Source organism: Sphingobium sp. C100, from assembly GCF_000508185.1.
In the GTDB taxonomy this organism is placed as follows: Bacteria; Pseudomonadota; Alphaproteobacteria; order Sphingomonadales; family Sphingomonadaceae; genus Sphingobium.
The window spans coordinates 18,498-31,865 of the sequence record NZ_AYOY01000166.1; the positions used below are offsets into that span (position 1 = coordinate 18,498).

The window sequence follows — 13,368 nt, forward strand, 5'->3', positions numbered from 1 at the left end:
CCGAACCTCCTGTCGATCCTGGGATCCGCGCCGCGCCCCGTGCGCCGGACCGCGCCATCCAGCTTTCGTCAATTCCTGACTCACGGTTCGCAGCGAAGCGCAAGCGCCCGCGGCCAGCCCACCTGCTATTCGGAGATGTTGAATGATCACCCAGAATAAACGCCTCCTCGGCGGTGTGGCCGGTGCCGTGCTGCTCGCGGCGGTCGGCGGCTTCTCTGTCGCCCGCTGCACCGCAGACCCGGCTGCCGACACCCCGAATGCCGAAAAGACGGAAGAAGGCGCCGAAGCTCACACCGACCGTCTGCCGATGGCTGCCGAGGCGATCCGGGCCGCCGATATCGCCGTAGAAGCAGTGCGCGCGGGCGGGCTTGGCTCGGAAATTCTCGCCCAGGCCACGGTGGCTGCGGCACCGAATGGCGAGGCGATCGTCACGGCGCGCGCCGGCGGCGCGGTCACGCGGGTGTTCAAGCGGCTCGGCGATCCCGTGAAAGCCGGAGAGACGCTGGCCATCGTGCAAAGCAGGGATGCTGCTCAGATCGCCGCGGAAAAGACGGCGGCCGAAGCGCGCGCGGTGCTCGCCCAGCGCACTCTTGCTCGGGAACGCCACCTCTACGAACAGAAAGTGTCGGCGCGGGTCGATTATGAGCAAGCCCAGGCGGAGGCTGCTGCTGCAGCGGCCGAGGCGAGGCGCGCTCAGGTCGCTGCGAGCGCTGCGAATGTCACGGGCGATGGCAGCGGCGCGATTGTCGCCAGTCCGATCTCCGGACGCGTGACCGCCGAGAATGTGAGTCTTGGCGCCTTCGTACAACCGGAGACCGAACTGTTCCGCGTGGCGGACCCGTCGAAGGTTCAAATCGAGGCGGCGGTAGGTCCGACCGACGCGCAGCGGATCGCGCCCGGCGATCGGGCGATCGTCGAATTGCCCAATGGCAGCACGATTGAAGCCCGCGTTCGAGCGATCACGCCGGGTCTTGCCGGTGAAACGCGTTCGGCAACAGCGGTGCTCGATGTTTCGGGCAGCCTGCAGCCAGGATTGGCCGTGCGCGTGCGGCTGCTGCCGAGCGGTGGCGACGCATCGGGCGGCATCGTGATTTCCGAGGACGCCCTTCAATCGCTGGAAGGCCGCGACATCGTGTTCGTGCGAACCAAACAGGGCTTCCGCGCGCAAAAAGTAACGATCGGCCAGCGCAGCGCAGGTCGTGTCGAGATCACCTCCGGTCTGAAGCCGGGCGAGATGATCGCAACCAGAAATGCATTCCTGCTCAAGGCCGAGCTCGGCAAGGGCGCGGGCGAGGAGGAATAAGTCGTGATCGCAAGTCTCATCGCGTTATCCGTCCGCGCACGCTGGGCAGTTCTTTTCATCTTTCTCGCCATCGCCGGTCTCGGCCTTTGGCAATTGACCAAACTGCCGATCGACGCAGTACCCGACATCACCAGCAATCAGGTTCAGATCAACACCGTCGATCCTCGCCTGTCGCCGGTCGAAATCGAGAAGCTCGTTACCTATCCGGTTGAAATTTCGCTCGCCGGCATTCCGGGTCTCGAAACGACGCGCTCCCTCTCGCGCAACGGGTTCAGCCAGGTAACCGCCATATTCTCGGAATCGACCGATCTCTATTTTGCGCGACAGCAGGTTGGCGAAAGGCTGAGGCAGGCAACCGAGAACCTCCCCGATGGCGTCCAACCGCAGATCGGGCCGGTGACGACCGGTCTCGGCGAGATCGTCATGTACACCGTCGGTTACGCCAATCCCGACGGCAAGGGTGCGAAGAAGGTCGCCGGCGAGCCCGGTTGGCAGCCGGACGGTAGCTATCTTACGCCTGAGGGCGACCGGCTGACCGACGAAGTCGGCAAGGCCGGCTATCTGCGAACCGTGCAGGACTGGATCGTCAGCCCGCAGTTGAAGGCAGTGCCGGGGGTGGCGGGCGTCGACTCGATCGGTGGCTACGCCAAGACATTCGTCGTCGAACCCGATCCGACCAAGCTGACCAATTACGGAATTTCCTACAGCGAGCTCGGCGAGGCCCTGGAAAAGGCCAATCTCGCGGTCGGCGCCAACTTTTACAATCGGGGCGGCGAAGCCTACCTCGTCCGCGTCGATGCGCGGGCGCGTTCGGTCGATGAGATCCGGAACGCGGTTGCAGCGACGCGCGGCGGCGTGCCGGTCACTGTCGGCCAGGTCGCCAATGTCAGGATTGGCGGCGATCTGCGCACCGGCGCAGGCAGCATGAACGGCAAGGAGGCGGTGATCGGCACCGTCCTCATGCTCATCAACGAAAACAGCCGTATCGTGGCGCAGGACGTATCGGCCAAGCTTGATGAGGTTTCGAAGACGTTGCCACCGGGCATCGAAGTGAAGGTCGTGCTCGACCGGGCCAAACTCGTCAATGCGACGGTGGGGACGGTCGAGCGCAACCTCACTGAAGGTGCGTTGCTGGTCGCGGCCTCGCTGTTTTTGCTGCTCGGCAACTGGCGTGCCGCCATCATCGCCACCCTCGTCATCCCGTTTTCGTTCCTCATGATGGCGATGGGGATGAATGCATTTCGCGTGCCGGGCAATCTGATGAGCCTTGGCGCGTTGGACTTTGGCCTGATCGTCGATGGCGCCGTGATCATCATCGAGAACTGTCTCGCACGACTGGCGCATCGCCAGGAGCACGAAGGACGGCTGCTGAGGCTGGGGGAACGGCTCGAAGAAACGATGCATGCCGCGCAGGAGATGATCAAACCGACAGTGTTCGGTCAGGCGATCATCCTTCTGGCCTTCGCGCCGCTCCTCATGTTCACGGGTGTCGAAGGCAAGACTTTCTCGCCCATGGCGATCACCATCATGCTGGCGCTTGTCTCCGCCTTCATCCTCTCGCTCACGCTGGTGCCCGCGCTGGTGGCGCTCCTCATTCGCGGGCGTGTCGCCGAGAAGGAGGTGTGGTTGATCCGCAAGAGCAAGGATCGCTATCTGCCGCTGCTCGACAAAGCGCTCGCTCGGCCGTGGCCATTCATCCTGGGTGGTCTCGCCTTCTTTCTGGCGGCGATACCGGCGTTTGGCCTTCTCGGCTCGGAGTTCATTCCCCAGCTCGATGAGAAGAACATGGCGCTCGCCTCGACGCGCGTGCCGTCAGTCAGCCTCGAACAGTCGCTCGCGATGCAGCGCAAGGTCGAGGAGGCGGTCAAAAAGCTTCCCGAGGTGGAACTGATGTTCTCCAAGACGGGCACCGCCGAGGTCGCCACCGATCCGATGCCGCCGAACGTCTCCGATGGCTTCGTCATCCTGAAACCGCAGGACCAATGGCCGGCAGGCGAGACCAAGGCTGACGTAGTTGAACGCATCGAAAAGGCTTCTGGCGGTCAACTCGGGCAGCTCTACGAAGTCAGCCAGCCCATTGAGCTGCGGTTTAACGAACTGATCTCCGGCGTACGCGGCGACGTTGCGATCAAGCTCTACGGCGATGATCTCGACAAGATGTCGCAGACCGCCAACGAGATGGTGCGGGTGCTGCAGGCGATTCCGGGAGCGAGCAGTGTAAAAGCGGACCAGGTCGGAGGTGCGCCGGTGCTCGACGTGAAACTCGATCGCGCGATGATCGCGCGCTACGGGCTGACCGTCCAAGAAGTCGCCGACACGGTTGCGGCGGCACTCGGCGGGCGAGAATCGGGAATCCTGTACGAAGGCGACCGACGCTTCGACATCACGGTACGCGTTCCCGATGCAACGCGGGTCAACCTCGATGACATCCGCTCGCTCCCGGTGCTCTTGCCCGAAGAATCCGGGGAAATGCGCCGACAGATCCCGCTCGCACAAGTGGCTCAAATACGGTTCACTGAAGGACTTAATGAGATAAGACGCGAGAACGGCAAACGCCGCGTCGTAGTCCAGTTGAATCTGGAAGGGCGCGATGCAGGCTCGTTCGTCCAGGAGGCACAGGCGAAGATTGCTCAGGTTAAACTGCCTGCCGGCTATTATCTCGAATGGGGCGGACAGTTCGAAAGTTTGCAAGCGGCCACAGCACGACTGTCGATTGTGGTTCCGCTGGCTTTTGTTGCCATCTTCGTCCTGCTTTTCATGGCCCTTGGATCGGGAGGCCGGGCGACTGCGGTCTTTCTGACCTTGCCGCTGGGGTTGGCCGGCGGGATTTTCACCCTCGTCTTAACCGGTATCAACTTTTCTGTCTCGGCAGCGGTCGGGCTTATCGTTCTGGCCGGTGTTTCAGTTCTGAACGGTTTGGTCGTGATGACGGCCATTCGTGAACGTCAGGAGCATGGGCTGCCTCTGGTTGAGGCAATCCGGGAAGGCATGGCCGAGAAGATGCGTGCAGTCATCATGACCGGCTTTGTTCCGGCAATTGGCTTCATTCCGATGGCAATCGCCACCGGGACGGGGGCTGAAGTCCAGAAGCCGCTCGCAGTCACAGTTATCGGCGGGTTGATTGCCGCAACCGTTCTCACCCTGTTGGTATTGCCGTCGATTGCGAAGGTGGTGCTCGGAGCAATCGAAAACCGTCGGCGTAAGCGGGACGAGAATGCCTCGCCGATTGCACCAGAACCGGCGTGAAGGAGAAGATTATGACTGAAACGATCAAGCTATTGCGAATCTACACCGATGAGGGCGCCTATCTTGGTGATCGCAAGGTGCTCGAGGTGATCGCATCGCGTGCAAGGGATGCTGGCCTGGCCGGCATCACCGTTCTGGACGCGCGATTGGGTTTTGGCCGATCAGCGCATGTCCACCGCCGTCACGTCTTCGAGAGCGATCGGGCCGTCGTCATCGAGATTGTCGATGAGGAAGAGCGGCTGCGGACTTTTGTCGACGGTCTCGACGATATTCCGGACGTCGGCCTGATGACGCTGGAGCCGGTGGAAGTCCTTGGCGGCAAGGCGCGCCAGACCATCGCGGAGAAGAGTGCATGACAAGGGTCCTCGCGCTGGCGGTCCGTACCGCCGGACGCGAGGTCGCGCGACCGCGCGAACGCTGCCTGACGCACCGTGACTTCCCCTCCGCCTCGCTGGTGGAGGGGGAGACCGCCGCCCACCCGGTCATCCAGCGCATGCGGCGGTCAAACTTCGATCCTTTTAGCTGCGCCGATCGAGCATCTGTCGCGCCAAAGGATCTGCGTCAAATTGGCTCCCGCCCGCGCATTCCGGCCCTTCGGGTTGCATGTCGGCAATCGCTCGGGTGCGAGAAGAGCCGCGTCGTGGGCGCCGCGCCCCTGAGGCGCCCACGACGACAAATTGCGTCTCTGGAAGGTGCCCAATGACGGGTAGGCGCGCGACCACAATTCTCTTCCTGCCAGCCGCTCTGGCCTTAGCAGGCTGTACGAATGCATCGGAAGACCGGGAGGCGCAGGATCACATTCCCGGTTCCGATCCCGATGCCATCGAAAGACATATCTACGTCTGCAGCGACCGCAGAAGCTATCTCGTCGACGTCTTCCGCGATGGCCTGACGATCGACCTCACACCACCGGATGGCAAGCCATTGAGGCTCAGTGCCTTTTCGCAAGACCCGACCTATGTCGGGAACGGGATCACGGCCCGCATTTCGGGACCCGTACTGCACATCGAGCGGGCCAATCGGCCAGTGCTGACATGCCGCCAGAAATTGGGAGGACGCGGATGAGCTTCTCCCACCATCCCGGTTTGCGCGGCCCCTGCAATTTTTTGTCTGGCGTGGCCTTCGGCTCGCCGGCTTTTGCCGGTTTCCTTGGCCTGAAGGGCTGTTGTGGAGACGAAAACGCGATTCGCTGCGGACCGCATACACGCATTAGCTTGTCCAGCATTGGCGCAACCAATGTTGCATTCCGCCCAATCGTCCAAAACATCGGAGACTTGAGATGACCGAAAAGGCCCGGCTTGATCTTCCGGTCATTCTGCCCGGCGTCGCGGATACGGCGGACCGCTGCGTGTCGAGATTGATCGCTCTTCTCACCGCGCGGCCTGGCATCAACGACGCACATGTGCAGGCGGGCAACGGCGAGGAGGCTGTCCCCCAGTTGTGTGTCCACTACGATCCCGAGGCAATCTCGCTGGCCCGGATCCGCGAAATGGTGAAGAGCGCCGGTGCCGAGATCACCGCGCAGTTTGGCCATGTAGTCTGGCAACTCGAAGGCATTTCCCACCAACGCCGGGCAAGAACGGTCGCTGATCGCGTATCCGCACTGCCCGGTGTGATCGAAGCCGATGCCAACGCCGCCGGAACGATCAGGATCGAATTCAATCGCGGGCGAACCTCAGAGCAGGCGATCCAGGCCGAGTTGAGCCGGCTCGGAGTGCGCAGCACTCGCACGGAATCGGACCTATCTCGCAAGCGCGGCGATGAGCACGACCATGGATCGGGCGATCATAAGCATGATGAGCAGGAAGAAGGGCACAGCCATGACCATGGCGGGATCTTCGGCGGTCAAACCGAGTTGATCTTCGCGCTACTATGTGGGGCGCTGCTGGCGAGCGGGTTTGCCGCCGAGAAGCTCACCTCGGCTCCCTCATGGATATCTCTCGGCTGCTATCTTGCAGCTTACATCTTAGGCGGTTGGTTCACGCTGCGCGAAGCGATCGATAATCTCCGGCTGAAACGCTTCGAAATCGACACGCTGATGCTGGTCGCGGCAGCAGGCGCCGGCGCCTTGGGTGCATGGGCAGAGGGCGCACTTCTCCTGTTCCTGTTCAGCCTGGGGCATGCGCTCGAACATTATGCCATGGGACGGGCAAAGCGCGCGATCGAGGCTTTGGCCGAACTCGCCCCGCGCACGGCCATGGTGCGGCGCGGCGCTGGCGGGCTGAGCGAAGTCCCTGTCGAGGAACTCGTGATCGGTGACATTGTGGTTGTGAAACCCAATGAGCGCCTTGCAGCGGACGGGTTCGTGGTGGTTGGTCGATCGAGCGTCAACCAGGCTCCCGTTACGGGCGAAAGCGTGCCCGTCGACAAGGAACCGGTACCGGATCGGTCGCAAGCGGCGGCGCAGCCCGACAAGGTGCCCGCTCAGCATCGCGTATTCGCGGGCACCATCAATGGCCCGGGCGCGATCGAGATCGCCGTGACACGTCTTGCCGCGGACACCACGCTGGCCAAGGTCGTCAAGATGGTGAGCGAGGCGGAGACGCAGAAATCGCCAACCCAACGCTTTACCGACCGGTTCGAGCGGATCTTCGTGCCGTCGGTCCTCGCATTGGTCGTGGTGCTGCTGTTCGCCTGGGTGGTTGTCGATGAACCATTCCGCGACAGCTTCTATCGCGCGATGGCCGTGCTGGTTGCCGCCAGTCCATGCGCGCTCGCGATCGCCACACCGAGCGCCGTGCTTTCCGGCGTCGCCCGCGCCGCCCGCGGCGGCGTCTTGGTAAAAGGCGGCGGACCGCTCGAGAGCCTCGGCTCGCTCACCGCGCTCGCATTCGACAAGACCGGAACGCTCACCGAGGGCCGTCCGCGCATCACCGACATCGTGGCCGCGAGCGGAGTGAGCGACGACGAACTCATGACGATTGCCGTGGCGGTCGAAAGCCTCAGCGATCACCCGCTGGCCGAGGCAATCGCGCGGGACGGGCGGCAGTTTCTCGACGAATTGCCCGTACCTCCTGCAAGCGACCTCCAGAGCCTCACCGGGCGCGGCGTGCAGGCACGAATTGATGGCGACGTCGTGCTGATCGGGAAGGCGGAAATGTTCGGTCAAGATGGCGTCGCTGCGCTGTCGGCCGAGATGACCGCGGCGATCGAAGGCCTTCGCGAGCAGGGCCGTACGACGATGATTGTGCGCAAGGGTGAGCGGGACCTTGGAGCGATCGGGCTCATGGACACGCCGCGAGCGGCCGCAAAAGAAGCCATCGAGCGGCTCAAGGCGCTGGGCATCACCCGCATGATCATGATCTCAGGCGACAATCAGAAGGTCGCAACCGCGATCGCCGCACAGGTGGGAATCGACGAGGCGGTGGGCGATCTGATGCCGGAGGACAAGGTCGAGACGATCAAGAAGTTACGTGGAGAAATGCCGGTCGCGATGGTGGGCGATGGCGTCAACGACGCCCCTGCGATGGCCAACGCCACCGTCGGTATCGCAATGGGTGCCGCCGGATCTGACGTCGCGCTGGAGACTGCGGATGTGGCGCTGATGGCCGATGATTTGTCCCACCTGCCCTTCGCGGTGGGTTTGAGCCGTAGCACGCGCTGGATCATCCGGCAGAACTTGGTGGTCAGTCTCGGCGTGGTCGCGTTGCTCGTGCCGGCAACGATCATGGGGCTCGGAATAGGTCCGGCGGTCATGGCTCATGAAGGATCGACTTTGCTCGTCGTCTTCAACGCACTTCGTTTGCTCGCCTATCGGGACAATGGAGGCGGCAAATGAACAGGCGGGTTGCGACATGGCTCGTGGCCATGGTCCCCCTGGCCATGGCCAGCGCCGCCCATGGCGAAACCCTGCGGCAAGCACTGATCCATGCCTATCGCACGAACCCAAGCCTGACGGGGGCAAGGGCTGGGCTGCGCGCCACCGATGAAGGCGTGCCCATCGCCAAGGCGGCGGCACGCCCGACGCTGAGCGCGACCGCCGATTATCAGGAATTCGTGGTCCGCTCCGCGAACAGCTTTTCTGCTCCCTTGCGCGCCGCCAATGCAAACGCAAACCTGTCCTTCCCGCTCTATCAGGGCGGACGCGTGAAAAATGCGATCCGGGCCGCCGATGCGCGCGTCGAATCTGGACGCGCGAACTTGCGCTTCACCGAGGCCGATCTCTTCACCGCGATTGTCTCGGTTTACATGGACGTCCTGCGCGACAGCGCGATCGTCGAATTTAACCAGCAGAATGTCGCGGTTCTCGAGACCAACCTGCAGGCGTCTCAAGACCGGTTCGAAGTGGGCGACCTGACCAGAACCGATGTTGCTCAATCCGAGGCCCGTCTGTCGGTCGCGCGGGGACAATTGGAACTGGCGCTCGCGCAATTGGACGCCAGCCTGGAGAACTATCTGCGCTTCGTTGGCCTTCCCGCGCGCGATCTCGAACAGCCACCGGCCTTGCCTGGTCTTCCCAGATCGCCTGTCGAAGCTGTGTCGCTTGCGATCGAGAACAACCCTCAGCTTATCGCAGCCGAAGCAGATGCGAAGGCGGCACGCTATGACGTCCGCGTGGCCGCCGCATCGCGCCTCCCCAGACTCTCGGCGGTGGCAAGCGGCGGTTATAACAATTATCTGGGCACGCTTACCGGCAACCTTCCCGGACGCGTGTTCCAGCAGGCACAGACCACAGCAACCATCGGGCTATCGGCAACGATCCCGCTATATCAGGGCGGTCTGCCCGCAGCCGAAGTGCGTCGCGCCAATGCGCTCGAGAGCCAGGCACTCGAACAAACCATTTTCGTCGAGCGTCGTGTCGTCGCGGAGGTGCGCGCTGCCTATTCGCGCTATCAGGCGACGCAGGTGGTGATCCAGTCATCCCAGGCTGCGGTGGCCGCCAATGAGCTCGCAGTCGAAGGCGTTCGTGCCGAGAACAGCGTCGGCACGCGCAATGTTCTCGACGTGCTCAACGCCGAGCAAGAGCTCCTCAACAGCCGCGTGCAGCTCGTGACCGCTCGGCGCGACGCCTATGTCGCCGGTTTCACGCTGCTCGCTGCGATGGGCCGCGCGGAGGCACGCGACCTCAATCTTTTCGGCGGGACGCTGTTCGAGCCCGGCTTCAGCCGCCCTTCCGTGAGCGGTCCCATGCTCATGGAAATGAATTCGAGCTCGGCCTCCGATGGCCGAATTGAGTTCGTGCCGACACCTGCCGCACGGGACGCTGAGCAGGGCCCGCCGACGGTCGGGGCAGATGAGCGATGAAGCGGGAGTTGCGACATTGGGAAGTGCCGACGGTCCCGTATTTCGTCCAAGCGGGAAGACGCGCGCGGCGGGACCGTCAGGCGACAATTCTCCCGAACGGAAGCAAGGACATGCAGATCCACGCTCGGACGCCGATCAACTGCAGCGCCCTCCATCTCTGGATCATTCTTCGCCGCGTCGAATGCTTCGAGCGTTGGAACCCCTATGTGACCATCAGATGCGGCTCTCCTGACCCAGGCGCGATCAGATATTATTTCACGAACAATCCGCGCTCAGGCCTGCGCGCCATGTTGACCGGCGTGGCCACGATTGACGATCCGAACATGACGCTCACCCTGAGCTTCGGCACCAGGAAGCATTTCAGGTTTGTCGAGACGTTGAGCATCGTGCGGACGCCCAGCCAGCATTGGCTTCACCACGATCTCACCGGCCAAGGGCTGGGCGTAAAGCTGATGGGCAGGATACTTACCCGCCGGATCGAACCCCTGATGCTCCATGCCGATGCCATGCTTGAGGGCTTCGTGACGCTGTCTGACGTGCTGGCACCGAAGCAAGGCGATGTCGTTCGAGTGGGCAAAGGATCGAAGCGCCAACAGGCGGAGAAAAGCAATGAGCTGAATTAAATTCAGCTCATTGCTGACCAGGCATGTGAAAAAATCGATGTAAGCGGATCGGCCCTGATCCAAGGAAGAGGACCTCGAATATGAATTCGTCCACTGCAGCTAGCCAAGGCATGCTCTGCCCCGTTTGCAAGGTCACTTTGTCAATTTCCGATCGCCAAGGCGTGGAAATCGATTTCTGCCCGCAGTGCCGGGGCGTGTGGCTCGACCGAGGAGAACTCGACAAGATCATCGAACGATCCGAAGCCGCAATGCCATCGCAATCACGTGAAGACGCGCAGCCACGTCCCAGCCGGGCGGGGCACTATGACGATGATCGCCATCGGTCGGGTCACCACGGACAAAAACGCAGGCGCGGCTTTCTTTCGGATTTGTTCGACTGATCCTGCTGCCCGGCGGCGCGAGGAGAGACGCGTGTTTTTAGTAGAGAATGAAACGGTCCTGCATGCCTCGCCGCCAAAGGTGTGGACGGCGTTGACCCGGTTCGACAATTATGAGCGGTGGAATCCGTTCATACGAATTAATGGGCCGCTCGTCTTGGATGGCCTTGTCCAATACTCGTTCCGGCTGAACTCGAAAAAGCGCTTCTTCACGATTGACGCGCGCATCATAGCACTTGAGCCGCAACGACAAGTGACAGTACGTTTTGGATTTGGTTGGCTGATCGGATTTGAGGAGAGCTATTCGCTGGCGCCCGTCCCCGTCGGATCGCAATTGGTCCATAGCTTTCGGTGCATCGGCGTCCTTGCGGGTCTGAGACTCAAGAAGATGAGGCGCAACTTCGGGCAAATGCTCGAGATCAGCGATAGACTGTTTCAACGACACCTCCGACCCGCACGACCATCCAACCCGGCCAAGAAGCGCCCCAGGAAGGGATTCCGTCCAAATGCCTGATGGGATCGATAGAGCTTGGTCCTCCGCAAGCAAGATCGCGGAAGTTAAGGTCTCCATTAGATGAGAACCGCCTTCCCTTTGCAGCCGGGACCACGCCGTGGGCGCGCGCCCCCGCGCCCACGGCGACATCTCCGAGCCGATTGGTCTCCTGGGCGAACTCTTGGAAGGAGGAAGCATGACACGCATATCCGACATCGATGGCTTGCGCACCGGCGGCGCTGTTTCGCGAGGCGCGCTTTTCCTGGCAGTATCCTTTGCCGTTTTGCTGGCGGGGTGCTCCGACAAAGGCGAGCGTGAGATTTCGAATGACGCCGCGAACGTGGCACCGCCACCGGCGATGCCGCCGTCGATCGTCGCGAGCCATACCTATAGATGCGCCGACGGCGGCCTTCTCTATGTCGATTTCCTGCAAGACGGGACCTCGATCAACGTCAGGCGGCAACCTTCCGGCCCGGTGCTTAGACTAAGCACGCCTTCGCAAGGCCTTGCCTATGTGGGCGACGGGATGAATCTGACCGTTAGCGGCAAGGAGGTCAGGATCGACGAACCAAAGAAGGCCTCGCGCACGTGCAAACGCGGATGATTTGTTTCCATGCCTGGCTCATGAGATCGCTACTAATCGCATTATCACTGGCTAACTAGAGCCGCTCCGGAAGGTCTGAAGTATGAATGCATCCGCGCCTCAGGCCACTCTCCGCCGCTTTGCCGGCTACCTTGGTGTCGCCGTTGCAGCCACCATGCCCGCGCTTGTGCTTCGGCTTGCCGGGTGGCGCCCAAACCCGCTCCTGGACGCTGCCCTGTTCGGCACGGCGATCCTTGCAGCCGGTTTCATGCTGTCCTGGGGTGCGGAAGCCGCAGAAAAGCGCGTGAGCCAGGGCCTGATCGTCGCCGCGATCGCGCTGGTCACCGTGCTGCCGGAATATGCCGTTGACTTTTACTATGCCTATGCCGCCGGGCAGGACCCGAGCTCGAACTACGTCCACTACGCCGCCGCCAATATGACAGGCGCCAATCGGCTCCTTGTCGGCCTAGCTTGGCCCTTGATGGTCATCATCCACTGGTTTCGAACGCGGCAGGGTCGGATCGATCTCGCGCCGGTCAACGCGGCCGAGATTACGTTCCTGCTGATCGGCACCGCCTGGTCGTTCACGATCCTGCTGCGCGATGCGATCGGCTGGATCGACAGCGTCGTGCTGGTCGGCATCTTCGCCGCCTATGTCTGGCGAGTCAGCTACCTGCCCAAGGCGGAAGAAGACGAGGAGGACGAACCTGGTCCCGCGGCGGCGCTAGGTCGGCTGTCGCCGGCGCGCCAGTGGGCCGCGATGGCCGGACTGACGGTCGTCGCGGCGACAGTCATCCTCGCCTCGGCCGAACCGTTTGCCGAGGCGATGGTCGATTCAGGGCGTCTGATCGGGATCGACGAGTTCCTACTGATTCAATGGCTCGCGCCGCTCGCCAGCGAGGCGCCTGCGGTGACGATCGCGGTGCTGTTCGTGCTCTCGGGACGGGCGGCGAACGGCCTCGCCACGATGATTTCGGACAAGATCAACCAATGGACCCTGCTGGTCGGCATGCTGCCGCTTGCCATGAGCCTCGGCGCCGGCAGCTTGAGCGCGCTCCCCCTCGATGACCGTCAGCACGAAGAGTTTTTCCTGACGGCGGCGCAGTCGCTGTTTGGGATCGCGCTGCTGCTGCGGCTGAGACTCGGCATGTGGGGCGCGCGGGCGCTGGCCGGCTTGTTCACGGTCCAGGTCGGGCTCACGCTGAACTTCCTCGGGGACGAGGCGCGGACAATTGCAAGCCTGACCTGGCTGTCCTGGGGCTATCTGGCGCTAGCCGGGGCGCTCCTTGTGTTCAACGCGCGGTCGCTCGGACACCTGTTCAAGGTCGGGCTGTTCGCAAAGCACCCGGCGGTCCACCCCGGCGCGTCAATCTCGCCCGTGAGCGGGTCGCCGGCGACATGAGCCGTCAATGTCCTTCTCGGGTATTTGGCCGAGGGTGTCTGCGTCACGTCGGCTGCCACAGATTCGTAGGCATTCTGAGGGCATAGCGTGGATGGTA

General features: G+C 62.5%; 11 protein-coding genes. All 11 read left to right on the forward strand.

Going from position 1 to position 13,368, the window contains the following annotated elements; all coding sequences use genetic code 11:
* The first annotated feature begins 142 nt into the window (after positions 1-142).
* Positions 143-1,303 (forward strand): efflux RND transporter periplasmic adaptor subunit, encoded by a 1,161-nt coding sequence (locus tag C100_RS40720; RefSeq protein ID WP_024020854.1) that lies wholly within the window; start codon positions 143-145, stop codon positions 1,301-1,303.
* 3 nt (positions 1,304-1,306) lie between these two features.
* A complete protein-coding gene (locus C100_RS40725; RefSeq protein WP_024020855.1) occupies positions 1,307-4,549 on the forward strand; it encodes an efflux RND transporter permease subunit in 3,243 nt (1,080 codons plus the stop codon).
* Positions 4,550-4,560: 11 nt separating this feature from the next.
* The gene (locus C100_RS40730) at positions 4,561-4,905 is read left to right on the forward strand and encodes a DUF190 domain-containing protein (RefSeq protein ID WP_031309925.1); all 345 of its coding nucleotides are present in this window, start codon (positions 4,561-4,563) and stop codon (positions 4,903-4,905) included.
* A 343-nt stretch (positions 4,906-5,248) separates the two neighbouring features.
* Entirely contained in the window at positions 5,249-5,614 is a 366-nt protein-coding gene (locus tag C100_RS48360) for a hypothetical protein (protein WP_024020857.1), read from the forward strand.
* Between the two features lie 214 nt (positions 5,615-5,828).
* A complete protein-coding gene (locus tag C100_RS40735; RefSeq protein WP_024020858.1) occupies positions 5,829-8,327 on the forward strand; it encodes a heavy metal translocating P-type ATPase in 2,499 nt (832 codons plus the stop codon).
* Entirely contained in the window at positions 8,324-9,793 is a 1,470-nt protein-coding gene (locus C100_RS40740) for a TolC family outer membrane protein (protein WP_024020859.1), read from the forward strand. Before C100_RS40735 ends, C100_RS40740 begins: the two co-directional genes overlap by 4 nt.
* Positions 9,790-10,416: a hypothetical protein gene (locus C100_RS40745; protein ID WP_147395514.1), complete on the forward strand. Its 627-nt coding sequence runs from the start codon at positions 9,790-9,792 to the stop codon at positions 10,414-10,416. The genes C100_RS40740 and C100_RS40745 overlap by 4 nt, the downstream gene beginning before the upstream one ends.
* An 80-nt stretch (positions 10,417-10,496) precedes the next feature.
* Positions 10,497-10,796, forward strand: a complete 300-nt coding sequence (locus C100_RS47985) for a TFIIB-type zinc ribbon-containing protein (protein WP_084625449.1) — start codon at positions 10,497-10,499, stop codon at positions 10,794-10,796.
* Complete coding sequence (locus C100_RS40750; protein ID WP_031309927.1) at positions 10,720-11,307, forward strand: SRPBCC family protein; 588 nt, start codon at positions 10,720-10,722, stop codon at positions 11,305-11,307. The genes C100_RS47985 and C100_RS40750 overlap by 77 nt, the downstream gene beginning before the upstream one ends.
* Positions 11,308-11,482: 175 nt before the next feature.
* Positions 11,483-11,890, forward strand: coding sequence for a hypothetical protein (locus tag C100_RS0125070; protein WP_229668384.1), 408 nt, complete (start codon positions 11,483-11,485; stop codon positions 11,888-11,890).
* 82 nt (positions 11,891-11,972) lie between these two features.
* Entirely contained in the window at positions 11,973-13,271 is a 1,299-nt protein-coding gene (locus tag C100_RS40755) for a sodium/hydrogen exchanger (RefSeq protein WP_024020863.1), read from the forward strand.
* Positions 13,272-13,368: the final 97 nt, after the last annotated feature.

Bases quoted from the DNA above. Each gene is read 5' to 3' on its own strand.
- C100_RS40730 (WP_031309925.1), top strand. From the start codon at position 4,561: ATGACTGAAACGATCAAGCTATTGCGAATCTACACCGATGAGGGCGCC.
- C100_RS47985 (WP_084625449.1), top strand. From the start codon at position 10,497: ATGAATTCGTCCACTGCAGCTAGCCAAGGCATGCTCTGCCCCGTTTGC.
- C100_RS40750 (WP_031309927.1), top strand. From the start codon at position 10,720: ATGACGATGATCGCCATCGGTCGGGTCACCACGGACAAAAACGCAGGC.
- C100_RS48360 (WP_024020857.1), top strand. From the start codon at position 5,249: ATGACGGGTAGGCGCGCGACCACAATTCTCTTCCTGCCAGCCGCTCTG.
- C100_RS40720 (WP_024020854.1), top strand. From the start codon at position 143: ATGATCACCCAGAATAAACGCCTCCTCGGCGGTGTGGCCGGTGCCGTG.
- C100_RS0125070 (WP_229668384.1), top strand. From the start codon at position 11,483: ATGACACGCATATCCGACATCGATGGCTTGCGCACCGGCGGCGCTGTT.
- C100_RS40745 (WP_147395514.1), top strand. From the start codon at position 9,790: ATGAAGCGGGAGTTGCGACATTGGGAAGTGCCGACGGTCCCGTATTTC.
- C100_RS40735 (WP_024020858.1), top strand. From the start codon at position 5,829: ATGACCGAAAAGGCCCGGCTTGATCTTCCGGTCATTCTGCCCGGCGTC.
- C100_RS40755 (WP_024020863.1), top strand. From the start codon at position 11,973: ATGAATGCATCCGCGCCTCAGGCCACTCTCCGCCGCTTTGCCGGCTAC.
- C100_RS40740 (WP_024020859.1), top strand. From the start codon at position 8,324: ATGAACAGGCGGGTTGCGACATGGCTCGTGGCCATGGTCCCCCTGGCC.